23 protein-coding genes and 1 tRNA gene are annotated in these 25593 nt (G+C 55.0%); 15 read left to right on the forward strand and 9 right to left on the reverse strand.

What is annotated here, in order from left to right:
- The first annotated feature begins 4 nt into the window (after nucleotides 1–4).
- Both ACR3FB_RS00750 and ACR3FB_RS00755 read left to right on the forward strand, forming a co-directional pair.
- Nucleotides 5–1387, forward strand: coding sequence for an ATP-binding protein (locus ACR3FB_RS00750; RefSeq protein WP_425083726.1), 1383 nt, complete (start codon nucleotides 5–7; stop codon nucleotides 1385–1387).
- A gap of 64 nt (nucleotides 1388–1451) precedes the next feature.
- Nucleotides 1452–1528, forward strand: a tRNA-Arg gene (locus ACR3FB_RS00755).
- A gap of 797 nt (nucleotides 1529–2325) precedes the next feature.
- Here the strand turns inward: ACR3FB_RS00755 and ACR3FB_RS00760 are convergent.
- Nucleotides 2326–3210: an HAD-IIA family hydrolase gene (locus ACR3FB_RS00760; protein ID WP_480563360.1), complete on the reverse strand. Its 885-nt coding sequence runs from the start codon at nucleotides 3208–3210 to the stop codon at nucleotides 2326–2328.
- A 268-nt stretch (nucleotides 3211–3478) separates the two neighbouring features.
- On the opposite strand from ACR3FB_RS00760, the gene ACR3FB_RS00765 reads away from it, so the two are divergent.
- The 7 genes from ACR3FB_RS00765 to ACR3FB_RS00795 are packed head-to-tail and all read left to right on the forward strand — an operon-like array spanning nucleotide 3479 to nucleotide 10841.
- Nucleotides 3479–4255 carry a DeoR/GlpR family DNA-binding transcription regulator gene (locus tag ACR3FB_RS00765; protein WP_170398784.1) on the forward strand — a complete coding sequence of 259 codons (777 nt, stop codon included), beginning with the start codon at nucleotides 3479–3481 and terminating at the stop codon, nucleotides 4253–4255.
- 2 nt (nucleotides 4256–4257) lie between these two features.
- Nucleotides 4258–5274 (forward strand): ABC transporter ATP-binding protein, encoded by a 1017-nt coding sequence (locus ACR3FB_RS00770; RefSeq protein ID WP_170398781.1) that lies wholly within the window; start codon nucleotides 4258–4260, stop codon nucleotides 5272–5274.
- A 56-nt stretch (nucleotides 5275–5330) separates the two neighbouring features.
- Nucleotides 5331–6587, forward strand: coding sequence for an ABC transporter substrate-binding protein (locus ACR3FB_RS00775; RefSeq protein WP_480563362.1), 1257 nt, complete (start codon nucleotides 5331–5333; stop codon nucleotides 6585–6587).
- Between the two features lie 59 nt (nucleotides 6588–6646).
- Nucleotides 6647–7540, forward strand: coding sequence for a carbohydrate ABC transporter permease (locus ACR3FB_RS00780; protein WP_117872581.1), 894 nt, complete (start codon nucleotides 6647–6649; stop codon nucleotides 7538–7540).
- Nucleotides 7537–8346, forward strand: coding sequence for a carbohydrate ABC transporter permease (locus tag ACR3FB_RS00785; RefSeq protein ID WP_480563365.1), 810 nt, complete (start codon nucleotides 7537–7539; stop codon nucleotides 8344–8346). The genes ACR3FB_RS00780 and ACR3FB_RS00785 overlap by 4 nt, the downstream gene beginning before the upstream one ends.
- Nucleotides 8347–8348: 2 nt before the next feature.
- Nucleotides 8349–9143, forward strand: a complete 795-nt coding sequence (locus ACR3FB_RS00790; RefSeq protein ID WP_170637912.1) for a metallophosphoesterase — start codon at nucleotides 8349–8351, stop codon at nucleotides 9141–9143.
- 36 nt (nucleotides 9144–9179) lie between these two features.
- A complete protein-coding gene (locus ACR3FB_RS00795; protein WP_480563367.1) occupies nucleotides 9180–10841 on the forward strand; it encodes a Na/Pi cotransporter family protein in 1662 nt (553 codons plus the stop codon).
- Between the two features lie 600 nt (nucleotides 10842–11441).
- Here the strand turns inward: ACR3FB_RS00795 and hchA are convergent.
- Both hchA and ACR3FB_RS00805 read right to left on the reverse strand, forming a co-directional pair.
- On the reverse strand, nucleotides 11442–12302 hold the full coding sequence (gene hchA, locus ACR3FB_RS00800) for a glyoxalase III HchA (RefSeq protein ID WP_170637914.1): 861 nt from the start codon (nucleotides 12300–12302) through the stop codon (nucleotides 11442–11444).
- 16 nt (nucleotides 12303–12318) lie between these two features.
- Nucleotides 12319–12975: an NAD(P)H-dependent oxidoreductase gene (locus ACR3FB_RS00805; protein ID WP_480563370.1), complete on the reverse strand. Its 657-nt coding sequence runs from the start codon at nucleotides 12973–12975 to the stop codon at nucleotides 12319–12321.
- Between the two features lie 111 nt (nucleotides 12976–13086).
- On the opposite strand from ACR3FB_RS00805, the gene ACR3FB_RS00810 reads away from it, so the two are divergent.
- Nucleotides 13087–13446 carry a winged helix-turn-helix transcriptional regulator gene (locus ACR3FB_RS00810; protein ID WP_170547363.1) on the forward strand — a complete coding sequence of 120 codons (360 nt, stop codon included), beginning with the start codon at nucleotides 13087–13089 and terminating at the stop codon, nucleotides 13444–13446.
- 527 nt (nucleotides 13447–13973) lie between these two features.
- Here the strand turns inward: ACR3FB_RS00810 and ACR3FB_RS00815 are convergent.
- The 6 genes from ACR3FB_RS00815 to ACR3FB_RS00840 form a co-directional block, all read right to left on the reverse strand.
- Nucleotides 13974–14783, reverse strand: a complete 810-nt coding sequence (locus ACR3FB_RS00815) for an NAD-dependent epimerase/dehydratase family protein (RefSeq protein WP_480563372.1) — start codon at nucleotides 14781–14783, stop codon at nucleotides 13974–13976.
- Entirely contained in the window at nucleotides 14771–15673 is a 903-nt protein-coding gene (locus tag ACR3FB_RS00820; RefSeq protein ID WP_480563375.1) for a hypothetical protein, read from the reverse strand. The genes ACR3FB_RS00815 and ACR3FB_RS00820 overlap by 13 nt, the downstream gene beginning before the upstream one ends.
- A 52-nt stretch (nucleotides 15674–15725) precedes the next feature.
- A complete protein-coding gene (locus ACR3FB_RS00825) occupies nucleotides 15726–16721 on the reverse strand; it encodes a substrate-binding domain-containing protein (protein ID WP_010437236.1) in 996 nt (331 codons plus the stop codon).
- 56 nt (nucleotides 16722–16777) lie between these two features.
- Nucleotides 16778–17764, reverse strand: coding sequence for an ABC transporter permease (locus ACR3FB_RS00830; protein ID WP_480566357.1), 987 nt, complete (start codon nucleotides 17762–17764; stop codon nucleotides 16778–16780).
- A 2-nt stretch (nucleotides 17765–17766) separates the two neighbouring features.
- Entirely contained in the window at nucleotides 17767–19320 is a 1554-nt protein-coding gene (locus ACR3FB_RS00835) for a sugar ABC transporter ATP-binding protein (RefSeq protein ID WP_480563378.1), read from the reverse strand.
- A gap of 147 nt (nucleotides 19321–19467) precedes the next feature.
- Nucleotides 19468–20139 (reverse strand): GntR family transcriptional regulator, encoded by a 672-nt coding sequence (locus ACR3FB_RS00840; protein ID WP_010437239.1) that lies wholly within the window; start codon nucleotides 20137–20139, stop codon nucleotides 19468–19470.
- Nucleotides 20140–20162: 23 nt separating this feature from the next.
- On the opposite strand from ACR3FB_RS00840, the gene ACR3FB_RS00845 reads away from it, so the two are divergent.
- The 5 genes from ACR3FB_RS00845 to ACR3FB_RS00865 all read left to right on the forward strand — a co-directional run bounded on the left by ACR3FB_RS00845 (nucleotide 20163) and on the right by ACR3FB_RS00865 (nucleotide 25573).
- A complete protein-coding gene (locus tag ACR3FB_RS00845) occupies nucleotides 20163–21116 on the forward strand; it encodes an SMP-30/gluconolactonase/LRE family protein (protein ID WP_480563381.1) in 954 nt (317 codons plus the stop codon).
- Nucleotides 21117–21142: 26 nt separating this feature from the next.
- Nucleotides 21143–22177, forward strand: a complete 1035-nt coding sequence (locus tag ACR3FB_RS00850) for a sugar ABC transporter substrate-binding protein (RefSeq protein WP_170637923.1) — start codon at nucleotides 21143–21145, stop codon at nucleotides 22175–22177.
- An 84-nt stretch (nucleotides 22178–22261) separates the two neighbouring features.
- Nucleotides 22262–23785 (forward strand): sugar ABC transporter ATP-binding protein, encoded by a 1524-nt coding sequence (locus tag ACR3FB_RS00855; RefSeq protein ID WP_425080914.1) that lies wholly within the window; start codon nucleotides 22262–22264, stop codon nucleotides 23783–23785.
- Nucleotides 23782–24783 (forward strand): ABC transporter permease, encoded by a 1002-nt coding sequence (locus ACR3FB_RS00860; protein WP_170351637.1) that lies wholly within the window; start codon nucleotides 23782–23784, stop codon nucleotides 24781–24783. The genes ACR3FB_RS00855 and ACR3FB_RS00860 overlap by 4 nt, the downstream gene beginning before the upstream one ends.
- Before the next feature lies 1 nt (nucleotide 24784).
- Entirely contained in the window at nucleotides 24785–25573 is a 789-nt protein-coding gene (locus tag ACR3FB_RS00865; RefSeq protein WP_480563383.1) for an SDR family NAD(P)-dependent oxidoreductase, read from the forward strand.
- Nucleotides 25574–25593 lie beyond the last annotated feature (20 nt).

Genomic DNA, 25593 nt, shown 5'->3' on the forward strand with positions numbered 1-25593 from the left:
CCAATTGAACTCGCTGTCCGGCCGATTTCTGATCCTGACGACGGTCTTCGTGATGTTGGCCGAGGTCCTGATCTTTGTGCCGTCCATCGCGCGTTTTCGAGAAGACTTCCTACTGAACCGGCTGGAACGCGCACAGATCGCGTCTTTGGCGCTGCTGGCCGATGATATGCTCGCTGACGATCTTGAGGCCGAGCTTCTGGCAAATGCCGGTGTCTACAACGTTGTCCTTCGGCGCGATGAGGTGCGGCAGCTGATGCTGTCTTCGCCCATCCCGGAACAGATCACCAACACCTATGACCTGCGAGACGCGGGCCCGTGGATCCTGATCCGCGATGCGATGACCCGTATTTTTACCACTGAAAATGAGGTCATCCGTGTGATCGGTGAGCCGGTCAAAGGCGCTGGTCTGCTTATCGAGGTTACCATTGATAGCATGCCTTTGCGCATGGCGATGGTCGATTACGGGCTGCGCATTCTGGGGCTGTCTTTTGTTATTTCGATCATCACGGCTTTCTTCCTGTTCCTTGCGGTGCGCGTTGTGCTGGTGCGTCCGATCAAAAGCGTTGTCGGCTATATGCAGCGCTATGCCAGCGCGCCCGAGGATGCACGCGGCATTATCACTCCCAACTCCAAGGTCACCGAACTGCGTGAGGCGGAAGAGGCTTTAAAGATGTTGCAAACCGACCTGACGCAGGCGTTGAAACAACGCGAACGTCTGGCGCAACTGGGTGGCGCTGTCGCCAAAGTCAGCCATGACCTGCGCAATATCCTGACCTCGGCGCAGTTGTTTACGGATCGGATCGAAGCCAGCGATGACCCCTTGGTCCGCCGTATGGCACCCAAGCTGGTCAACTCGATCACTCGCGCGGTTTCGCTGTGTGAAAGCACCCTTGCCTTCGGTCGGGCGGAAGAGCCTGCGCCGACCCTGACCATGGTGCGCGTCCGCGACATCGCCGAAGATGTTGCCGCCAGCGAGCAGTTGGCCGTTGCCGATGCCTGCGTCGAAATCGTGAACGAGGTGCCCGAGGATCTGGTCGTGCGCGCAGACCCAGAGCAGCTCTTCCGTGTGATCATGAACCTTGTGCGCAATGCCCGGCAGGCTCTGGTCTCCTCAGGCAAACCCGGGCGCGTCACTGTCACCGGCTGCGCCATGGAGGCCAGCTGGTGCATCGAAATCCGCGATACCGGCCCCGGCCTACCGCCCAAAGCACGCGAGAATCTGTTCACGCCGTTCCAAGGCGGCGTACGCAAGGGGGGCTCGGGCCTTGGGCTTGCGATTTCACAGGAACTGGTGCGCGGACATGGTGGAGATCTTGTGCTGAAAGAGACCGGACCCACCGGCACAACCTTTGAAATAAGCCTCCCACGCGGCGATCTAACTTTTTGAAGGTTTTTTGCAGAATCGGCTTGCACGTCCCCCGCACCGGGTCTAAACACCGCTTCACCAACGCGGACCGATAGCTCAGCTGGATAGAGTACTTGACTACGAATCAAGGGGTCGGGGGTTCGAATCCTCCTCGGTCCGCCACTGGTTTACTGTTGGACGTCAGACGAATTTGACCTTTGCGTCATAAACTGACCCAACACCCCCTTTTCGTACTCCCGCAGACTGCTTAGTTTGAACTGACTTTCCTTCAGGAAATCAGGGCTGATTTGCAGATCAGACGGCGAAGCCGCCTGTTCCTGCTGATCTGCCACGTGGCGAACGCGGGAGGGGGCGAGGCAATGCTATTCGACAGGGGTGGTGCGGCCCGCAGGCGCAGCCGAGGACACGGCCCTGTCTAATAGGGTTTCGTATGAAACAGCTTGTCATGCCATCGCGGCCAGTTCTCCAGCCAATGTATGGTGTCCGGACCTTCCGACAGTCGATGCTCGAGCCCCCGTGCTGAGTAGCCAATCCGAGATACAGTGCGTGCCCGTTTGCGTTTGTAGTGGGCCATTGTAGCGGCCTTTCATGTAGTTTCGTTGCTACATGGCACCCTCCATTTGGTTTGTTCGCTTCAAGCCGCACTCGGCTTAGTCGACCGGAAGCGCAGCCGGTCTTGATATTGGATTGCGTCTTCAAAAGCAATGGGGAGAGGACTTATGAGGCGGATCACGACAAGCAGCGATGGGTAGCACTCTCAACCACAAGGCGGTTCACATAACACCCGTTCAGTGATGTTTCCGGTTTGTTATGACGCTGCAATTCGTGCATTGGTTGCAGAAAACTGCCATTCGAGACGCGGTTCGAAGTCGACCGCTGTTTGGGACATAGCCGCCGTTCGAACCAAGGCTAATTTTCGGTCTGATACTTCGCCAAAAGTGGGAGCATCACGATGTTTTCTATATGCGAAGTAGGCGCCAGCTCGGTGTCAAGCTCGATTGCTCGCAAAAAGTGCGAGTATCCAGCCCCGAAAACACTCCATCTTGCGCGACAAGGACTGTGCGCCAACCCCGTGCTGCTGCACCGAGGATATCGGTGTGAAGAGTGTCACCGCACATCGCGATGCGTTCGGGCGGAATTCCTGGAAGCGTGGCTTCGACCATTTCAAATACTTCCGGAAATGGCTTGCCAAAGAACTTGATGTCTTGAAGGCCCTCATCTGCCAGCAAATGCCCGTAGTGACCGGGCTCCAGTGAGAATCCGAAGTCTCGTGGCGCTGCCAGATCAGCATTTGCGATCACCACTGGGCGCGGGTTCGCCAACAAGCTGTCGCAAAGCATGGATTGTTGAGATCGTTGCCAGATTTCGGTCGAGAGAAACAAGAAACCGTCAGCGCGGTCAAAGTCTGTCTGGTCTGCCTCAAGCCTGATCGTCTCGGATAAGATGTCCGTCAGATCGTCAGACGGAGAGGCGATGCAGCCCCACAGAACGTCGTTCAGGTTTGCCAAGGCTGCGTCGCGGCTGGTTACAATCTCATCTGCGTCAACTTGCATTCCGAGTTTTTGAAACTTGGCAGTCGCGCCCTGGTGATTATAGCTGGCAGCATTGGAAAGAATGCGAATCTGGTGTCCGCCCTCCCTGAGCTCTTTCAAACGAGCTGCCGCTCCGGGAATCGGAGTTTCGCCAACATTTAGAACGCCAAAAGCATCAAAAACAAAGGCGTCTACTTCGTTGCCAATATCCAGAAGTGACTCAATATCCAGAGTGGCCGCGTTGAATGTTGCTTTTGGGAGTCTGGGACGTATGGACTGATAACGCGAAAATATCGAGTTGGCGTCAAGCATGTGTCCAAATGTCCTTTTTTGATGGGCGCCCCCGACAGGTTTGACGCAATACGGAATGTAACATCAACAAAACAAAATGGAAGAAAAAACAACATTTTTAGCAAGTCGCCACTAGCGAGTTCTGAAGCTTTGTGCGCAAAGCTTTGAAAAATATAATTTTTCGACACTTGCGATTAAGTCACCCTTCAACGTTCTATGTGGCTTTGATTGAAAAATGTTGTTTTGTTGTTTTTTGGTGATATGGTTCTGGCAACTTGAAGGGGGATAAATGGCGTCAAAGAAGATCAGACGGAGGGATTTAATCCAGCAGGTCGTGCAAGAGCGTGGCGGTGTCAGTGTGGGGGCCTTAGCGGAAATGCTAGGGGTCTCGACGCAAACCATCCGCCGTGATCTGGACATTTTGTGCGACGGCGAAAACCTGCGACGCGCGCACGGGCGGATCGAGCTGGCTGAAAGCCGTTTGAATACCCCGTTTGATCAGAGAGCCGGAACGAACTTACGTGGCAAACGGTCGGTTTCCGAACTTGTTGCGAGCATGATCCCCAATGGGGCGAACGTGTTCCTTTCAATTGGGTCGACTCCGCTCGAAGTGGCTAAGGCACTGTCCGGCCACCAGGAGTTAACGGTCATCACGAACAACCTGAGTGCCGCGATGGCGCTGAGTAATGAAATCTCAAACCGTATCCTTTTGCCAGGAGGCGAGCTGCGCCTGCCCGATCGTGATTTTATCGGCGAAGAAGCTACCGATTTCTTTGACAGGTTTCGTGCCGAGTTCGCAATATTTGGCGTTGCCGGTGTGGCGCATGATGGTGGGTTGTTAGAATTTCATCCAGCTGAGGTTCGGGTGAGAATGAAAATGCAGCAGCACGCAGCCAAATCGATCCTCGTAATAGACAGCAGTAAATTTGGTCGCATTGCGCCAGCATTGGGCGGCAACATCTCGGATGTCGACGTTGTCGTGTGCGACCGTCCTCCGGGCCCTGAATTTTCCGATCTCGCAGACAGTTTGGGCGAAGCCATTACTTACTCACAAGGAGAGCGCTGAATATGGCAGAACCGTTTGTTCACGTCGACAATATTGCTAAGCGCTGGAATGGGCAGCTTGGCGTCGAGAATATTAATCTTTCGATCCCGCGTGGTTCGTTCGTAGCGCTGCTTGGCCCGTCGGGCTGCGGCAAGTCAACGACGCTGAGATTGCTGTCGGGACTAGAATTGCCGGATGAGGGGCGGATCGTCATTGACGGGCGTGACATCACTACTTCTGCCCCTGCAGAACGCAATCTGTCGATGGTGTTCCAGTCTTATGCATTGTTCCCGCATCTGAGTGTCGCGGAAAACGTTGTTTTTGGCCTCAAGGTACGAAAAGTCGTCGCGGCGGAACGGCGCGAGAAACTGACCCGGGCGCTCGAGATCACTGGCTTGCTGGGCTATGAGCAGCGTAAGCCGGGGGAATTGTCGGGTGGTCAGCGCCAGCGTGTGGCGCTTGCACGTGCGATCGTGGCAAACCAGCCGCTGTGCCTGATGGATGAGCCGCTTTCGAACCTTGATGCCAAGCTGCGCGCCTCTGTGCGCAAGGACATCAAAAAACTTCAGGTCGATTTGGGCATCACCGTAGTTTACGTCACGCATGACCAAACCGAAGCGATGAGCATGGCCGACATGGTCGTGCTGATGAAAGACGGCCATATCCAGCAGACAGGGTCCCCGGAAGAGCTTTACTACAAGCCTGCTAACACTTTTGTCGCCGAGTTTGTCGGTGCCCCGCCAATGGCGCTGATCAAGTCAGAAGGCGTGCCGGGATTTGAGCGCGCAACGACAATTGGCCTTCGCGCCGAAGCGGTGAAGGTGGTGGAATCGGGCAAGGGCAGGCTGACTTGTAAAGTATCGGAATGCGAATTCCTGGGTTCCGAAACATTCATTGGCCTGTCACATCCTGCTGCCAATGGTCTGACCGTATCCATGCCCGGACTGAAACATATTCCGGCAGGAGAAGATCTGGAGATCAGCTTTGCCGATGAAGACCTGCATTTCTTTGACGACATGGGCAAGCGACTGGCCGGGTAGGTCGAGCAACTGAACTTTGGAAAGACAAGAATAACTGTCATCACTGGGAGGAAAAAATGAACGTTATTAAGAAGATAAGTTTGGCTGCCGTCTCGGCCACCGCGCTGACGTCGGCGGCGGCGGCTGAGACGGAACTAACAATGTATTATCCTATCGCGGTTGGCGGCGCGCTGACCGAGGTAGTGGATGGCATCGTTGCCGATTTTGAAGCCGCCAACCCTGACATCAAGGTCAACGCGATCTATTCAGGCAACTATGACGACACGCGTGTTCGTGCTTTGTCCGCACTTGCATCGGGTGAACCGGCTCAGCTGGCGGTGATGTTCTCAATCGATGCCTATGATCTGATCGAGCAGGATCTGATCGTGGCCTACGAAGATATCGACGGGGTTAACCCGGACTGGCTAGATAGCTTTTATCCTGCATTGATGGCCAATGGCCGGATCGAGGGTAAAACTTGGGGCATTCCGTTCCAGCGTTCAACTATCGTTGCCTATTACAACAAGGACCAGTTTCGTGCGGCAGGTCTTGACCCTGAGGCACCGCCCAAGACCTGGGACGAGCTGATTAGCATGGGCAAGGCACTGACCAACGACGACACCTATGGCCTGATGATCCCATCGACAGGCTATCCCTATTGGATGTTCCAGGCGTTGGCGATCCAGAACGGCAAGGAGGTGATGTCCGATGACGGCCTGACAACCTATTTCGATGACGAAACCGTTGTCGATACGTTGGAATTCTGGCAGTCGCTGTCGCAGGAGCATGGCATCATGCCCACTGGCACCGTTGAATGGGGTACCCTGCGGCAGGCGTTCCTTGAAGGTCAGACCTCGATGATGTGGCATTCGACCGGCAACCTTACGGCTGTGAAGAACAATGCCAGTTTTGACTTTGGCGTCGCCGAGCTTCCGGCCAATGTGCGGCTGGGTTCGCCTACCGGCGGCGGCAACTTCTATGTTTTCAAGGAGACATCGGACGAAGAGCGCGCGGCGGCCATGAAGCTGATCGAATTCATGACCTCGCCCGAGCAAGCGGCAGCGTGGTCCATCGCGACCGGCTATATGGGCGTGTCTCCGGCGGCGTATGAAACCGAGGCGCTTAAATCCTATACAGAAGAGTTCCCACCCGCTCTCGTTGCCCGAAACCAGCTGGAAAACGCGGTTGCTGAGTTCTCGACCTTTGAAACCGCACGCGTGCGTGAGGGTTTGAACAACGCAATTCAGGCGGCTTTGACCGGCACAAAATCGGCTGAAGACGCGCTTGGGGAAGCCCAGACATCGGCTGTGCGCCTGCTGCGTGATTACCAGTAACCTCAACTCCCTGGCGTCGGGCAGAGATGCCCGACGCACCCAACCTTGAGGGTCGCTATATGGCAGAGCATGTGAACATCGAGCGTCGTCGACAGGCCATCTACGGTTGGATCCTGTTGTCACCAGCGGCAATTCTGCTGACGACGTTTGCATTTTATCCTTCGCTTGCGACCTTGTGGTCGAGCTTGTTCAGCCGAGAAACCAGAAGACGCCCCAGCGAATTTGTCGGCGGCGAGAACTATGCCGACCTGTTTGCCGATCCAACCTTTTGGAAAGTTGTTGTGAACAACTTGATCTATGCGGGCGCGACCATCCCTATTTCTATTGCAATTGCGCTTTCGATGGCGCTTTGGGCGAACTCAAAGATCCCGGCTCGCGGGTTTGTACGCACCGCCTATTTCACGCCCACGGTCCTGCCAATGATCGCAGCGGCAAACCTTTGGCTGTTTTTTTATACTCCCGGATTGGGTGTGCTCGACCAGATCGGCGGTCTGTTTGGCCTTCCCTCAATCAACTGGTTGGGACAGCCTGAAACTGCGCTGTGGGCTGTAATCATCGTGACGATCTGGAAAGAGGCTGGGTTTTTCATGATCTTCTATCTGGCGGCCTTGCAGACGATCCCTGAGGACCTCAAGGAAGCTGCCGACATTGAAGGCGCCAGCCGCTGGACCTACACGCGCCGGATCGTGTTGCCGTTGTTGATGCCGACGACGCTATTTATCATGGTCAATGCGTTGATCAACTCTGTGAAATTGATCGATCATTTGTTCATCCTGACCAAGGGCGGGCCCAACGACGCCTCCAAGCTTATCCTTTATTACATCTGGGAAATGGCCTTTGCCTTCTTTGATGCGCCCCACGCAGCGGCAATGACCATCCTGGTGCTTGTCGTGCTTGGCGTGGTTGCGGGCGTCAAGTTCACCATTCTCGACAAGCGGACCCATTACCAATGAGCGGATTTTCCAGGCATATCGAATCCTTTGGCGCACTATTGTTGTCCGTGATCTGGATTTCCCCGCTGGTCTTTGCCTTTTGGGCGGCGTTCCACAGCACCTCTGACGCGGTCAACTTTAACATCACGTCGCCATGGACGCTCGACAATTTCCGCACAGCTTGGGAGGGGGCGCCGTGGCTACGCTATTTCCTCAACACCTTCCTTTTAGTGACGGTGATCCTTATTGGTCAGTTCTTTGTCACGACGCTGGCAGGATTTGCCTTTGCCCAGGTCCAGTTTCCGGGTCGGGATTTCGTGTTCATCCTCGTGCTGATGCAACTTTTCATCCTGCCTGAAGTGTTGATCGTGGAAAACTATGCAATGGTGTCACGCCTCGGGTTGTTTGACACGATTCTTGGCGTCGGAATGCCCTATATGGCCTCTGCCTTTGGCATTTTCCTAATGCGGCAGGCGTTTAAGGGTGTTCCTATAGAACTGCATGAGGCAGCGCGCGTCGAAGGCTGCGGCTGGTTCGGAATTCTTTGGCGAGTCTATGTGCCCTTGGCGCGCCCGACATATCTTGCTTATGCGTTGGTGTCGGTATCGACCCACTGGAACAACTTCCTCTGGCCGCTCATCGTGACCAACTCGCCCGACACACGACCGCTGACGGTTGGCCTGTCGATCTTTGGCGCACCGGAAAATGGTGTGGATATAAGCGTCATTTCGGCGGCCACGATGATGTCGGTTGCGCCCTTGTTGATCGCGTTCCTCGTGTTCCAGCGTCAATTCGTTCAGGCCTTCCTGCGCGCGGGGATCAAATAGTCATGGCGACATTTCTGCATCTAAGTGACTTGCACGCGGTAGGGCATGGCGATCTGTGTTCAGGCGTGCTTGATACCCGCGCGATCCTGATCGGGGCCATCGACCGATTGATCGATAAAGGCGAAGCTTTTGGCCCGCTCGACGCGGTTTTAGTCACTGGTGACGTCAGCGAAGATGGTAGCCCGGACAGCTACGATTTCGCACGCACTCAACTGGAGCGGTTTGCCCTGCCGATTTACGTTGTTCCTGGAAATCATGATGCGCGCAAGCCAATGCAAGAGGCCTTTTCAGGCCTTGGCATCATGCCGCCGGACGGGCTTGTCGACTGGGCGGATACAGTGGGCGATACGCGTGTTATCGGGCTTGATACGCTGGTCGAAGGACAGGGCGGTGGCAGGCTGCGCCGGGAAAGTCTTGATCTTTTGGAGCGGGAACTCTCTGGGTTTGACGGGCCGGTTGTCGTTATGTTGCACCATCCGCCATTTAGCATCGGGATTGATTTCATGGATGTTATCGGATTGGAGAACCGTTCCGATCTGGCAGAAATTCTTTCAATGCACTCAGGGGATATCACGGTGCTGGCTGGGCATGTCCACGGCGTTCACATTGGTCGCGTTGGCGGTCACGTTGCCATGACAGCGCCGGGCCTTTGCAGCGGTTTTGCACTGGACCGGCGCGCGGTGGCTCCTGCTGGTTTTTTTTCTGGTCCTACGGGCTGTGCAGTTCTCGAAACCGGAAAGAGCGGTATATGGAGCGTTGTTTCGCTAGACGCTGCCGAGGGACCGTATTCATTCTGAAGTGGCCGGATTGGCCCGGAAACCAAAGACCCGGTGATGATGGATAGCTCACCCATAATTATTGTTTTGAATTTGGCTGCTGCTGCGGCACTTCTGATCTGGGCTGTTCGCCTCGTGCGCACCGGTTTTGAGAGAGCCTTTGGAAGCCAGTTGCGGCTTTGGTTGCGTCGGTCGACGGGAAACCGGTTGGCCGCGACGGGAACCGGCACGCTGACTGCGATCCTGCTGCAAAGTTCCACTGCCGTCGCAATGCTGCTTGCCGGATTCATGGCCGCGGGTTCGGTTGGCGGCACCGCCGGGTTGGCCATTATTCTGGGGGCGGACCTTGGCTCTGCCATCGTAGCCCAGATCATGAATTCCCGGATTGCTTTGCTGACGCCCTTGCTACTTTTGATCGGGGTGCTGATTTTCCTGCGCAGTTCCCGACGCAGCGTGCGCCAAGTTGGTCGGATCCTTATTGGGTTGGCCCTGATTTTTCTGTCGCTTGACCTTATTCGCGATGCCAGCGCGCCGCTGGCAAACAGCGAGGCCGCTTCGGGGGCCTTGATTTACCTGTCTGCTGATCCGTTGACGGCCTTTTTGCTGGCCGCTTTTTTTGCCTGGCTGGTGCATTCCAGCGTTGCAGCGATATTGTTGTTTGCAACCGTTGCGGCTCAGGGCGTTCTGCCCCTGTCGGCGGCTTTTGCCATGGTCCTTGGGGCCAATCTGGGCGGTGCCTTTATTGCGTTTGTTCTGACCTTGCAGGCCGATGTCTCGGTGCGGCGGGTCGTGTCTAGCAACTTGTTCCTGCGTGGTGGTGGGGCGGGGCTGGTGCTGTTTTTGCTCTACCGGCTTGACGGTGTTGACCTCGTTCCCGGGGCCAGCCCCGTTCAGCAGGTTTTGAACCTGCATCTTCTGTTCAACCTTGCGCTACTTGTTGTCTGTATTCCGTTTCTTGGCCCGATAATGCGTTTGGCGGAGAGTATAATCGCTGATGACAATAAAAACAGCGCCAAGACCAACGGACGTACGGCCCTGGATCCTTCGGTTCAGAACCAGCCGTCGCGCGCCTTTGCCTGTGCCCATCGTGAGTTGGTCGAAATGGGCAATAGGATCGAGATCATGGTGCGGGACTCAATGACACTTTTTGACAATTACGATGATGCCATTGCTCAACAACTGAAAAGGGAAAAGGTCGACATTGACCGGATGTCGCTCGACCTGCGGGTTTATTTGTCTGGAGTCAAAAGCGACAATCCGAAAGAGGACACCGGTACGCGGGCATTTGATCTGTCCGGCGTGGCGGTGAACCTTGAGGCCGGGGCGGATACGATTGCGCGGAAAATGGTCGAATTGGCCAAGCGCAAGAGTGCGGAAAACGTGAATTTTTCGAACGAGGGCTGGCAGGAACTGACTGATTTCTATGACCGTGTGTTGCGCAACGTTCAGCACGGAATCGCAGTACTGATGACTGAGGATGCCGGGGCAGCACGGGAACTGGTGCAGCAAAAGGAAATGATCCGCGAGATCGAGAGAAAGCTGGAGCGCGCGCACCTTACCCGGCTGCGTGCTGGGGTGTCCGAAACCATCGAAACCAGTGCAATTCACCTTGATCTGTTGCGCGCCCTGAAAATGTTAAACACGGCATTCGCGATGATCGCCTATCCGCTTTTGAAAGAAAGTGGACAGTTGTTGGAAAGCCGATTGGCAAATGAATAGACGGTTTCATAGAGTGATGAAGATACAGTCCTAGTTCAAGACAATCCACTTTCCCGAGCCGGGAAGCGCTGGCAATCAGACGAAAAAATGGAAATTGATCAAACTTAAAACAGTTCATCCAATGGGTCAGCTTATTAAGTTGATTGGAAATAATTCTGTGTCAGCCAACCACGGTCGCTCAAATTCAAATTGACCGGGGGCGTACCAGAAAAATTTATGAGTGTGTTGAGAGGAAATAGCTAAATATTTGTTTCCCATTGTTTTGTTGCCAAGGCTACGTGGTTGCCACGAAAATTGGGTGAATGATTGGTCAAATGTCTCGCCATCGGTTGTGGTATTCACAATCGCCCTATCGTATGCTGGCAAACTGCTCGGCGTCAAAAAAACTATGCCTGCTGTGGGCTGGACAACCGCCATTGTTTGCGATTTTGCCGATGGCGAATTTGTTTGCGTCTTGCTTGTTCATGCGGTGTGTAGCGAAAGTCGATCCATATCAGACCCGCCCTTAGCGCAGATCGCGGCGAAGGTGCCAGGAGAGCCCGGAATTACCGATGCTGCGTGATGCACGAATGTCCGCATGCACGCCGCACCTGCTTCCGTCTACCGCACGTTCTTCAACAGCGCTTCCGCCGCCAACCTTCCAAATGCGTTCGCCGCTTTGGGGCTTGCGCCCGAAACGAGACGGCGGTCGATGTGGCATGTGGCGTCGGCCTTGGAATTGATGATTTCCACACCGAGAGCGTTCAGCTTTTCGCCGAACTTCCACGGCATATGGCCCGGCATGTAGCCGATCATCGGCGTTTGTTTGTCGACCGCATCAGGAAAGGCCGCGATCTTGTAACCGTTGTAGATGAACGATGGGCCATCGCCCGCAGCAAGCAGGGCGGCCGGTCCGTGGCAGATCGCCAGCGTGAAAAGGTCCTGTTTGTGCGCCCACCGGAGAAGTTTTCCCAGGTCTTCGTTCTCTGGCAGGCCCAACATGGCCCCGTGGCCACCCGGCAGATAGACCCCCACGTAAAGCGCATCATCGGTCATCGTATTCGCCACGAAATCGGCGAGGCTGCCGGGGTTGGCAAAGGCATCGGCATAGTCGCGATACAGCTTCATAACGGCTTCGTCTTCGCGCGGCATGGCCCAGTCTTCAATAACGGCAGGGGCACCCGTGGGTGTGACAATGTCGATCTGGAAACCGGCGGCCAGCAGGTGCAACATCGGCAGGCCCATTTCGACCGGGTGGTTCCCGGTCGAAAATTTCTTGCCATTGGCCATGGTCATGTTGCGCTCTTCGGTGCAGATCATCAGCACGCGCTTGTCACCGCCCCTGTAAGGGTTGGCATAGGCCCCGCCATCATAATCCGTCTTGGATGCGGTCGCGAGTTTCAAGGCAAGGGGTGACGGATGAAAGGCACCGTCCTCTGTGGGCGTGGGGGCTGCTTTGAACAGATTTCTTAGAAAGCTCATGTGATTCCGTCCGCGCTCATTTGATTTCTGTCACGATAGCATCGCGCGACTTGCGGACCTTTGGCATCGGCAGCAGCCAATCGCTGGCCTCTTCTCGATAACCCAATGGCATCAAAACGACGGAACGAAGACCACGTTCCCTAAGACCAAGAATGTCGTCAACAGCATCGGGGTCAAACCCTTCCATCGGCGTGCTGTCGACCTCTTGTTCTGCGCCTGCAATGAGGGCAATGCCCAATGCGATATAAGCCTGACGCGCTGCATGGGCATAGTTCACCTCGGCCTCGCGCGGCAAATAGTTGGCTTTCAGATTGTCGTAGTAGCCATGGATCAAAGGCAGGTCGCCTCGGGCCGCAACATTTAATTGCTTGACTGTATCAATACGATCTTCGGTGTAATTGTCCCAAGCGGCAAACACCAAGAGGTGCGACCCATCTGTGATCTGTGCCTGACCTGACGCCGCTTCGGCGATCTTTGCCCGGATATCGGAGTTTGTGACCACAATCAGCTCAAATGGTTGTGTGCCGCTTGACGTCGGCGCCATGCGAACAGCTTCGACGATGGCATCGACTTGGTCTTGTGGAACGGCTTTGCCAGATTCCATTTTCTTGGTGGCGTAGCGCCAGTTCAGGTGGTCGTTCAGTGTTTTTGCGGTCACAGTTGTTGATCCCATTGTCAGGGCCCGAGATGAGCAGTATATATTTGTTACTGACTAACTAATGAGAACTGATTTCTGCCGCAAGAAGGCACATTTTTGACCCTTGGTCACAAATTGGGAACTGCCATGCTGGACGACAAACAATGTCCCGATTGCAAGCGTATCAACGAGGTCCTGTCACGAGTGGGCGACCGTTGGAGCGTTCTGGTGGTCATCTCGCTGGCTCAATACGGAACCATGCGCTTCAACGAGATCAAGCGAAACCTGGGCATTTCGCAGCGTATGCTGAGCCTGACGCTGAAGGAGTTGGAACGGGATGGGCTTGTGAACCGGACCCAATATCCAACGATCCCGCCCAAGGTCGAATATAATCTGACTCAGATGGGGCAGTCGTTTCGCGAGCCGGTCAGCGCTTTGGGCTATTGGGCATTGGAACACTTGAGCGAGATTGATGCCGCACGGGAAGCGTATGACAAGTCTGACTGAAGCCAGACAATTTCCCGAGAACCACTGTTTTTTGATAGGAGACATTGATACTCCCGCAGCGAATTGCCCCTTTGTCCGCTACTTTATCTTCGCCCTCTAAGTAGCTCTCCGCGCCCCGAACGAATGGCAGGTTTTTCCGCTGCCTAGCAGCGCCGAGAACCACGCAGGCGCAGCGATTTTCGCGCTGCGTGTGCGCACAGCACAAAGTCACTATGACTGCCTTGGGCTCTTCGCTGACTTTCTCTGCAAACAGGATCAATGACTGCAATCCGGCGATTGAAGTAGTGGTTCGTTTGGTCCGCTTGGGGGGCTGAGCACTCAACCAGTGATCGCTTCACATAAAACCGCTTCAACGATGTGCGCAAGTCGTCATCGAAGTATTAAACATCAATGGTTGCCAAATCTGGCGCTCGTTATGTCGCTCTCCGTCTACCGCGAAGCGGACAAAGATGACCTTTTCAGCGCTTACTTCGGTGCGAGATTTCGGAAACTGAATGCGAGACGCAACAATGTCCGGGCCTTATACTCTACCAATCTGGAAAACGTGTCGTGAAATAACTAGGGAGCCGGACTGTAAACAGCCGCTGCAGCATGGATCTCAAGGAAATGCCCAATGTTATTTTCGCGGGGCTTCCATCCTTTGGAGAATAGCCAATCGCTTGTCGTGTTTCGGTGATGTCCCAGCGCATACCTGGGTTATCTGACATTAGGTTCAGGGCTGCGAAGGAAATATCCTTGGCATCTATTGCGGCGCGCATTCCGCCTAGAAAGTCCCGATCACTCAACCACATTTCCTGACCCCACCGGCCCATCGCCATGTGTGTGCCGGGTTGGTTGCCGTGAGTCCATTGCGTCCAGCCGATGCGCAAGCAGATGACCGACAGTCCGTGATGCTCGGCGAAATAGGCCCCTGTCCGTTCACAGAAAAGCTTTGACATACCGTAAGCGTTTACTGGCCCTGGTGGTGTCGTGCTGTTGAGAACGTCGTGCGTGAATCTTTTGTCGCCGTGGACCCAGTTGGAACTGGCAAGAACCACTCGGCTGACGCCTATGGCTGCCGCATGGTGATAGAGGGAAAGCGTTGCATCCATATTGTGTTTGATCGCGGAGGCCCAAGTGGCGGAGGGCTCTCGGTCTCCGGCAAGATGCACGATAACGTCCACTCCCTTTAGCAAACTGACCCAACTGCTGTCGTCGGACAGGTCTGCTGTGTGAATGTCGGGATGATCAACGGGACGGATGTCGATGCCAGAGACGGTGTAATCGGGGTCGTTTTCTAGCGCGTTGAAGAGTTTGCGACCGAGATGCCCGCCTGCGCCTGTAATCAAGACATGCATGACAGGAACTCCTTGTTGTTTGTGAGCCCTAATGGCATTTGGGTTGCATCTTCATCCGTCAAGACGCGGAACGTCTGCCGAAAACTCAGCGTTTCATTCGGTGCGAGCTTGCGTGCCGGGGAGTGCCACTCCGCTTCGCAATAGGCGTAATCGGCTGAATTAAAGACCTCAAACGGATAGTCGTGTGCAAATTGATCGCCCTTTTGAGGTTCTGGTACCGAGCACATTAGCAACGGGGCATCAGCGCCGCACCGTATCAATGTACGACCGTTGGGGTTCGGTAGCCCGACCTTGAATTCCTGCTGTCTGTTGCAATCCACGACAATGCTTTTGCCGTGCGTCGCTATCATCCCTTCGGCAGAGCCAAAAACAGGATAAAATGCAGGGTCTTGCAATTCGACACCGACCTTGGTGGGGGTGTTAAGCATCATGACTGACCAAATGCCGGTCTGGCGCGAGGAGGTCCCATGGTTGACCACGATGTGTTCTATTTCCCAGCTTTCCGCCGAGGTTAGCGTGATGCGGCGCGACACTGACAGGTGCGAGGTCGGGCATACTGCGCTGGTCATGTCGATACGAGTGCTGCTTCTTGAAGTGATCTGGTAAGCGCCGCTATCCAACACGGGAAACGGAGCGCCATTTACCCAGGATGCATCCGGGGCGATCCACGTCTTCTCACCGCCCCAGAGTGGAAAGCCAAACTGTGGAGAGCGTGTGGGTAGATCAGTAAGCCGCGTGTCATCGACCTCCAACCCGTCGAGATCTGTGTTCTGAAATAGGAGGGAGCGACCTTGGAAATTCACATCCCATAAGCGGCCCCCGATGCCGGGCAGGAGTGTCAGCTGCAGATCGTTTTGCTGCAGGTGAAGAATGCTCCATCTGTCCGACATGTACCCCCTCCTATCGGTTTCCCGGCGCGATCGAATGCGCCGGGACAATCCCTTAGGTGTGCTTGAACTGGACGACGTTCTCGGCAGTAATCGGCATAACCCCGGTTTCAACGCGCTCGGGTAGAGGATTGATGCCAGCGGCCTTCCAATCGGGCAAGACCTTCAGCGCATCAGTGTTCTGCCAATGCATCATGTGGAAGGCGAGAAAGATCTCGAGATAGGATTTCTGAGCCACAGCGCCGTGAATTGTGCCGTCTTCGATATAGGGAAGCATATCATCATTTCGGTCCATCGCGACGATCTTGATGTCCTTGCGTCCTGCCTCATTGACGGCAATTGCCGCGCCTTTGCCGCTGTCGCCGTCCGTGCCGCCAATGCCAACAATATCCGGGTTCGCCTGAATTGCCTGAAGGTAGGCTGTCGGCGCATAGGACGGGTCGGCCTTATCGTTGACGACGTCGACGACCTCGATATCTGGGTATTTCTCAGCAAAGATTTGTTTGTACCCCTCGACCCGCTCCAATGTGGAGGGGGCAGGGAAAGTGCCGAGGATAACCTTGCCTTTCCCGCCAATCGCTTGCGCGAGCATTTCACCGCCGACACGTCCTGCCTGAACGCCGTTGATACCAAGGAATGTGGACCGGGGACTGTCGGGAATATCGCCAATACAACATGTGACCGGAATGCCCGCCTCGACCGCACGTTCGACGCCGGGAGCCAGAGTGGCCGGATCACCGGGGAAGATAAGGATGCCTGCGGGACGTCTTGCGATCAGTTCATCCAATTGGCGTGCTTGTGCGGCCGTGTCGAAATCCAACGGGCCGGTGAATGTGGCCTTGATGCCCATTAACTCTTCAAGGTCTTCCATCGCATTGCGATAGTCCACCCAGAACGGCACCTGCGTGACGATGGACAGGAACACATACTCTTTGCCGGCCGCTTGCGCCATGGCTTCTTTGGACAGCATGGGCAGTCCGAACGCTGCGGCCAATCCAGCGGTGGTACCCGCTGTCAGCAGCCTGCGCCGATTCACATTCAATTCAGTCATCGTAGTCTCCCTGTTTTGGATATTTGGTTGTTGTTGGGTTTTGGAAAGCTTGCGGATTAGCCCCGTTTGCTTCGGATCAGCATGTCCAAGGCGACCGCTGTAACGAGCACACCGCCGATGACGATCATCTGCCAGTAGATCGATACGGCCAGCATCGTCATGGTGTTGTTGATCAACGCGACAAAAACGACGCCGAGGAAAGCACCGAGAATAGTGCCTTCGCCGCCGCGTAGGGATGCGCCACCGATGACCGCCGCCGCCAGAACCTGAAGTTCGATACCGTTGCCTGCCGTGGGCGTACCGCTCATCAGGCGGGAGGCCAGCAATGCACCCGCCAAAGCAGCCAGAATACCGGTCAGTGCGTACAGAATGATACGTACGCGTGTGACATGGATGCCTGACAACATCGCGGCCTTTTCATTGGCGCCGATGAAATAGACCTGACGGAAAAAGCGCGTATGGCGGACGGCCAGGTCAAACAGAACGACGAGCAGAATGGTGAACAAGACGATTACCGGAAAGCCGCCTATGTCAGCTTTGCCGATCCAGGCAAATGATGCCGGCAGGCTTGAGACAGAAAAACCTTCGGTCAGGACAAGAGCGATGCCTCGCGCGATCGACATCGTGCCGAGGGTTGCGATAAGCGGATTGATCCCGAGGCCGGTCACCAGCAAACCGTTCACTACACCGACAATTCCACCCAGCACCAATCCGCATACCACAGCAAGCGGAATTGGCATGCCGGTCAAAAGCAGCATGGCTACGACGGTAGAAGACAAAGCCATAACCGATCCAACGGAAAGATCGAATCCGCCGGATGCAAGTAGGATCGCCATACCGATCACGATGATCGCGGTGGGGGCCATGCCCACGGCCACGGCTCGAAAGTTCGAGAAGCTGAGGAAATAGGGATTAACGTTGGACATCACGATGATGATGGCGGCGATCAGAACGATCAGCGTCAGTTCACGAATATCGACAAAAGCTTGCAAAACACGGCGCAACAGCGGACGCTTCATGGGCAAGTTGGCTTGAGCGGTCATGGTCACGTCGCGACTCCTGATTGATTGGATTGGGGCGCATCAACAATTGGGGCGGAATTTCCGGCGGCCATTTGAAGAAGCGTGGTTTCGGTTGCCTCAGCGGCTGCGATGTCTCCCATGAGGTGACCGTCGTGGATGACAAGTATGCGGGTCGAGAGAGAGACAAGTTCGGGAAAATCGGATGACACGACGAGGATGGCCATTCCCTCGGCTGCTCGACGCAAAAGTTCCGTGTGGATTTGGAATTTGGCTCCGACATCGACCCCTTTTGTGGGCTCCTCAATGATCAGAAGAGCTGGCGCGCGTTTGAGCCACTTGGCCAACATAATCTTTTGCTGATTGCCCCCTGAGAGATCACCAACAAGTTCGTTAATCCCGCTGGTTTTGACACTGAAGGCGTCAATGGCTGTTTGGCTGGCTGCTTTGATCGAGCCCGAACGCATGAACCCAGCAGACGCATGATCGGAAAGACTGGCCGCGATCAGGTTGTCGCTGAGTGATTGTTCCAGAAAGAGGCCTTCAGTCTTGCGTTCTTCGGGAACAAACCCGACCCCAGCACGCATCGCCTGCCGCAAGGACGCAAAGTTAACAGGCTTGCCGTGAAGTCTGATCTCCCCGGTCGCGCCATGCATCAGCCCGACAATCGATCGAACAATCTCGCTGCGGCGAGCGCCCATCAACCCCGCCATGCCTACAATCTCTCCGGCTTTAATGGAGAAGGAAATGTCTTCGAATTCACCTGGATGGGTTAGGTGTTGGACATGCAAAACCTCTTCGCCGTTAATTTTGCCTGACCGCGTGACATCACCGGGGTGAGCGCCGCCGATCATCTCGGCAACGACTTGTTCCTGAGAAGTTTCCGAAACCGGTAAAGTGCTGATGTGTCGCCCATCTCGCAAAACGGTAATGCGATCCGAGATCTGGAAAATCTCGGCCATATGGTGGCTGACATAGACGATGCCAATCCCTTTCTTTGTCAGGGACTTTAGGACTTCGAATAGTGCGTCTACTTCGTCGGGTGCCAATGCCGATGTCGGTTCATCCAGCAAAAGGACGCGGGAATTCAACGACAGCGCCTTGGCGATTTCAACAATCTGGCGGGAGCTGATCGGCAAATTTTCCACGGGTGTTGAGACGTCGATATCCAGACCGAATTCCGCCAGCAACGCCTGCGCACGGCGGCGTAGTTCAGGCCAGTCAACTACGCCAAACCGGGTGGGTACGCGCCCCGCGTAGATGTTTTCCGCGACAGAGAGTGCGCCAGCGAGGCTGAGCTCTTGGAAAACACAGCCGATGCCCAGGGATTGCGCGTGCGATGGGCTTTCGACTCGCTGTTCCTTGCCGTCGCACAGGATACGCCCAGCAGAGGGTTGGTGAAGCCCATAAAACAGGCCGAGACAGGTGGATTTTCCGGCGCCGTTTTCCCCACAAAGCGCGTGAACTTCGCCGGGTCTCAATTCAAAGTCGACGCCATCCAAAACAATGTTCGTGCCGAAGCTTTTGCCAACCCGATCCAGCTGGATCAGTGGCTGTGGCCTTGGTGATTCAGGTTTCACTGATGGCGTCATACAAGCTTCCTCCCGCCTTTTGATTGGCATCTGATATCTCAGATGTCAACTGAAAAAGAAAAGACCGGGAGGTGCCCAAGAGAAAGGGGCGGCGCCGATTTGGCCCGCCCCCGTCACAACGAAGCTACGTTTTTGCTAGGATGCGGTCGCTCCTTCGAGGACGATGGCGGCGCTTTTGTAGGCTTGTCTGGTACGGTCAATATGCGCAGTGAGAAGAGATTTGATTTTGGCCATGTCGCCTTCGCGAACGGCAATAGCGATTTTCGAATGTTCATCGAAGGAGAGCTCAGTATGCTGTGGCAGCTTCGCCAAATGGGTCCGCAATGCGGCAATCTTACCAATGTAGCGTGTATAGCTGGCCGTCAGGTAATCGTTACCGGCATGTTCAAAAATTAACTGATGAAATGTGGTATCCAGTGAAAGGTAGCCCTTTTCATTACCTCGCCTGCGTTCCTTCTCCATGTCCTTCACGACCCGCTGCATGTCGTCGGCAAGACCTTCCGGGTTCCGCAACAACGCAAGCTCAAAGGCGGCAGTTTCGATAGCCTGTCTGAAATCGCAGATCTGAGTCACTTCCGGCTCTGACAGCGAAAAAACACGTGCGCCTTTTTGAGGCTCGATACTGACCAACCCTTCGTCACGTAGTTGAGCGAGTGCTTCGCGGACTGGCGATTTCGATACGCCCAGCTCTTCGGAGATTTTTCGCTCCGACAAAACCTGACCCATTTTAAGGGAGCCATCGATAATACTATTCCGCAAATGTTCCAGTGCGAGTTCACGCAAAGACTTAGGTCTCTCAAGCGCCATCTGAGGATATCTCCAAAAAAAAGGTGTTGCCAGATGCAAGATATCTGATACACCAGATTAGGCAAGCTGGTATATCAGATATCAGAATGTACCTAGGAGATCAAAAAATGCGCGCAGAGTTGGTCGTCGATTGTAAGAATCAGCACGGGGAAGGGATTTTCTGGAATCCCACCGATGGCCTTATCTGGTGGACCGACATTGAAGGCTGTGCGCTTTGGTCATTTGATGCTGCAACGTCAGAAACTGCCTCTCATGAGATGCCGGAGCGCGTGTGTTGCTTCGCGCCACGCGCGTCTGGCGGTCTGATCGTTGCTTATGCGGATCGGGTTGTATTGTTCGATTCGCCCAATAGCGAGGAAACCCTCGTGACGCGATTCGAGCCGAACAATCCGGAGACACGGCTGAACGACGGGCGAACCGATCGCCAGGGGCGATTGATTGTTGGAGGCATGAACGAAGTTTCTGGCAAGGCCGACTCGTCGGTCATCAGCGTCGATACAGATTTGAGTGTACAGACGATCATCGAAGGAGTGTCTTGCGCCAATTCGACTTGCTTTGCGTCCGACGGTGAGACGATGTTCTTCGCGGACACCCCGGATCGGGAAATCGTCGCATTTGATTACGACACCCGTAGTGGAACCGTTTCGAACCGTCGGCAGCACGCTTCTTTCAATGATGAACCTGGCTTGCCTGATGGGTCCTGTGTTGATGCCGAAGGGGGTGTCTGGAACGCAGAATGGGAAGGCCATCGCGTTGTTCGCGTCGCACCTGACGGCACGATAGATCGCGTGATCGAGGTGCCGGTCTGGAAGCCCACCTGTTGCGCTTTTGGTGGCCCTGATCTCGACACGTTGTTCATCACGACCTCAAGGCTGATGAGTGACGAAGCAGCTTTAACAAAAGAACCGGAATCCGGCGGCCTCTTTGCTGTGAAACCCGGCGTTCGTGGCGTGATCGACGCGCCATTCAAAGGATAACCAACGAAATTCTGGAGGAGAAAACTATGTTGAAAACGCTAATGACCACTACGCTTGCCGCGGGGTTCGCCACGCTGGCAACGGTCGCTCTGGCGGAAAACTATCCAGCGCCGGTTCCACTTGAGGACGGGGCCCAAGCGCCGATCGATGCGATAGAACCCAAGAACGAAACGTTCCGGATCGCGTATATGCCGCCGGCGACCGAGTTCAACTACTACATCGCCATCGGTGAAGGCATCAAAGCGGTTGCTGCTGAGGCCGGGGTCGAAGTCTTCATGCTTGCGCCCCAGTCCGGTGCGGACATTAACGGCCAAATGGGCATGATCCAGGATGTACTGACTCAGGATGTGGATGCGATCATCTTTGGTACGCATGACGAATTTGCTGCGGCACCACTGCTGAAGCAGGCCGTCGACAAGGGCATGGCAGTTCTGATGATCAATTCGGACATCCCGAACTTCCCAACGCCAATTCATGGCGTTGTCGGGTACTCTCAGCGCAACGGCACGCATGCTATCGCTGATTGGGCAATTGAGACTTATGGTGATCAACCGTTGAAGGTCGGGATAATCGAAGGCCAGCCAGGCTATCACTCGACCGAACGTGTGGGCGGCTTCCTCGACGGTATCGAGGGCAACGAAAACTTCGACGTTGTGGTCTCAATTGACGGTAAATGGAACGTTGAAGGCGGCAACACTGCTGGTATGGATATCCTGCAGTCGAACCCCGATCTCGACATGATCTTTGCGGCGAACGACTACATGATCATTGGGGCATCGTTTGCTGCAAAAGCACTTGGCCGCAATGATATCGTCCTTTTGGGCAATGATGGTGACACGTCTGGCCTTGAAGAAATCGCGGCTGGCAACATCACGGCAACCGTCAACACCTCGCCATTCTTAATGGGTAAAGCGGCCATGCACGCAACCATTGATGCGCTCAACGGGTCCTATCCCGGCGGCTGGATCGAAACGCCCACATCGATTGAAGACAAAGACGGTGCGATCAGCGTGCTGCAAGAGCCAGAAAAGCTCTTCCCGCAGCCGTCCAAAGAGTACTGAACTTTCTCCCCGCTTCCCGGTGGCGCGTGCGCGTGCTGCCGGGTCGCAATTCAACCGAGATCCCCTTTTATCGAGGCAATCGCAATGACACCCGCAACGCCCCTTTGGGAGTTTGTCGATATCACCAAGGCCTATCCTGGGGTTTTGGCGAATGACAAGGTCTGCATCCGGCTTATGCCCGGTTCCATTCATGGGCTGCTGGGTGAAAACGGCTGTGGTAAGTCGACTATGATCAAGACTCTGTCCGGCGTGCAGCAACCCGATAGCGGTCAAATCCTGCACAATGGCAAGCCGGTCACGATAAGCGACCCGCAGGCGGCACGTGAATTGGGCGTCGCAACAGTTTTTCAGGAATTCTCGATCGTGCCCACCTTGTCGGTTGGCGAAAACATCTTCCTTGGCAATATGCCTCGGTCCCGCTTTGGCGTGATCGATTGGGCCAAGGTCCACAACGAAGCTGCTCGCGTTTTGGCGGAAATGGATGTCGATGTTTCACCCGAGACCATAACCGGCTCGCTATCGGTAGGCGAGCAACAACTGGTCGAGATCGCGAAGGCAGTCGCGATGGACGCTCGCATGATCATCCTGGATGAGCCGACGGCGGCATTGGGTGAAGATGAAATTGAGCGCCTGCACCAGCTACTGCGCAATATGCGTGAGCGCGGTACCGCTATTCTCTATGTGTCGCACAGGCTGGATGAGGTTGAACGGATCGTTGATGAAGTGACGATCTTGCGCAACGGCTGTGTTGTGCGAGCAAGTGGCGAAACCAAAATCAACGTCTCTGAGATTGTCAGCGCAATGGTCGGTGAGGACATTGGTGAGCATTATCCAAAGGAGCAGAACGCGACCAAGGATATTGTGCTAGAGGCGGCGGGTCTGGCCACCAATTCGGGCGTGAAAGATGTATCGTTTTCGTTGCATCGGGGCGAAGTTCTGGGCTTGGGTGGCGTATTGGGCAGTGGCCGCACAGAGATCGCTCGCGCCCTGTTCGGGACAGACGAGCTGACGGGCGGACAGATAACACTGCATGGCAAACCAGTACGCTTCCGCCGGGAAATCGATGCGATCCGTGCTGGATTGGCCCTTGTTCCGGAGAACCGTAAGTTTGACGGGTTGTTCTTCAATTTCCGCGCAAGCGGGAACGTCACCGCAGCGTCCCTTGGCGGGTTAAGCCGGTTCGGTGTCTTGAATCTCAAGGCGGAAGAGCAAGCCACCCATGACCTGATCCGCGATCTGGAAATCTCGACCCAGGCCGAGGAAAAGACGGTCAACTTCTTGTCTGGTGGTAATCAGCAGAAGATCGTGATTGCACGCTGGCTGTTCTCAGCCTCTGACATCCTGATCCTTGATGAGCCGACGCAGGGGATCGATATCGGCGCGAAGATTGCTGTTTACAAGCTGATTAACAGGCTCACTCGGGCGGGAAAATCGATCATTCTGATCAGTTCAGACCATGATGAGTTGCTTGCGATGAGCGATCGGATTGCCGTCGTGCAGCACGGAACGATAGTGCGCACGGTCGATGCATCCGACCTTACTCATGACGACCTTGTGCGCGCGTCCGCCGACACTCCTCAATCCAAGCCTAAGGAGGCTTTCGCATGAAGCGGATCTTTGACACCCAGTTGATCGGACCATTTGCAGCAATGGTGATCGTCGCACTGATCGTGGCACTTACGACGGAACGCTTCCTGAACCCGGGCAACCTTTCTAACTTGTCGCTACAGGTAAGCATCGTGGCCTTGATCGCAATCGGGTCTACTATCGTGATCTTCGCTGCGGGCATCGATCTGAGTTCCGGGTCTATGGTGGCTTTACTGACCATGATCCTTGCGCAGATGTTGAAATTTGTTGGCATTCCACTGGTTCTGGCGTTACCACTCATTCTTCTCATGGGCGGATTGCTTGGTCTGTTCATTGGGCTGATAACAGCCTACGGGCGTATCCCGTCTTTCATCACAACATTGGCGGCGTTGATTGCCTTCAGGGGCCTTGCGCTGACCTTCAACAATGGGTCTCCGATCTTTTCGCTGGATCCGGCGCTGGAGCCAATCTTTTACGGCAAGCTGTTCGGCGTTCCGATGCCTTTCTTCTATCTCGTGTTCTTCTACGTCCTTGCCGCGTTCACTATGAACTTCACGAAACTCGGCCGTGAGATTTATGCCGTGGGTGGCAACCCAGCCGCTGCCGTTCTGACAGGTATCAACGTACGTAAAGTTCAGACGACGACATTTGTCATCGCAGGTTTCATGACTGCGGTTGGTGCGATCCTGATGTCCGCGCGCCTCAACTCTGGTTCACCGAACTATGGCCAGACGCTGGAACTGCAGGCCATTGCCGCTGCTGTTGTCGGCGGGGCCAGCCTTGCAGGCGGCCGCGGCAACATCCTCGCCACGCTGATGGGGGCGATGACAATCGTTATCGTCCAGAACGGTTTGAACCTGAACGCTGCGCCATCATCGGTTCAGAACATCGTGTTGGGCCTGATCATTCTGTTGGCCGTTGGCATAGATATGTGGCGTGCGGAAATTTCGGGCTTGATGGGTCGAATATTCGGTCGCCCCTCATCGCAGCAGTCATCTAACGTTAAGAAGGAGGCCTGAGATGGATCTAGGGCTCAAAAATAAGCTGGTCCTGGTGACTGGCTCAGGTTCCGGCATCGGCAAAGCCACTGCCCGGGTCTACCTGGAAGAAGGCGCGCGGGTCATCGTGCATGGCCTTACCGAGGCGGAAGTGTCCGACTGCGTCGACGACCTGTCATCTCTGGGCACGGTCGAAGGCATTGCGGCCGACTTAACCAAAACCACTGATGCGGAAACTCTGGCAGAGTTTGCCCGCGCGCGCGGCGCGGTGGACGTTCTGGTGAACAATGTTGGCATCTTTTCGGTCAAACCGTTCGAGGATCTCACCGATGACGACTGGATGCATTACTTCAACATCAATGTCCTGTCCGCCGTTCGGATGAGCCGGATTTTCCTGCCTGACATGCTTGGCCGGGATAAGGGATCTATTATCAACATGGCCAGCGAAGCGGCAGTGAAACCACTACCTCAGATGGTGCATTATTCTGTCACTAAAACTGCCATGTTAGGTCTGACACGTGGCATGGCAGAATTGACAAAGGGGACAAAAGTCCGGGTTAACTCGATCCTGCCTGGTCCGACCTGGACCGAAGGTGTCGAAGCCTATTTTGACGGCCTCGCGGATCAAAAGGGTGAGCCGCTCGATACGATCGTCGACAATTACTTCAAATCAGATGAGCCCACATCGCTCATACAACGCTTTGTCCAACCAGACGAAGTCGCCCGCATGATCGTCACGATCTCAGCAAGCACGGCCTCCAATGGTTCTGCGCACCGGATCGAAGGCGGCATCGTTCGCAACATTCTTTAACTTCTAACTGGAGGAGCCCT

The sequence above is a fragment of the Ruegeria sp. AO1 genome, assembly GCF_056535985.1.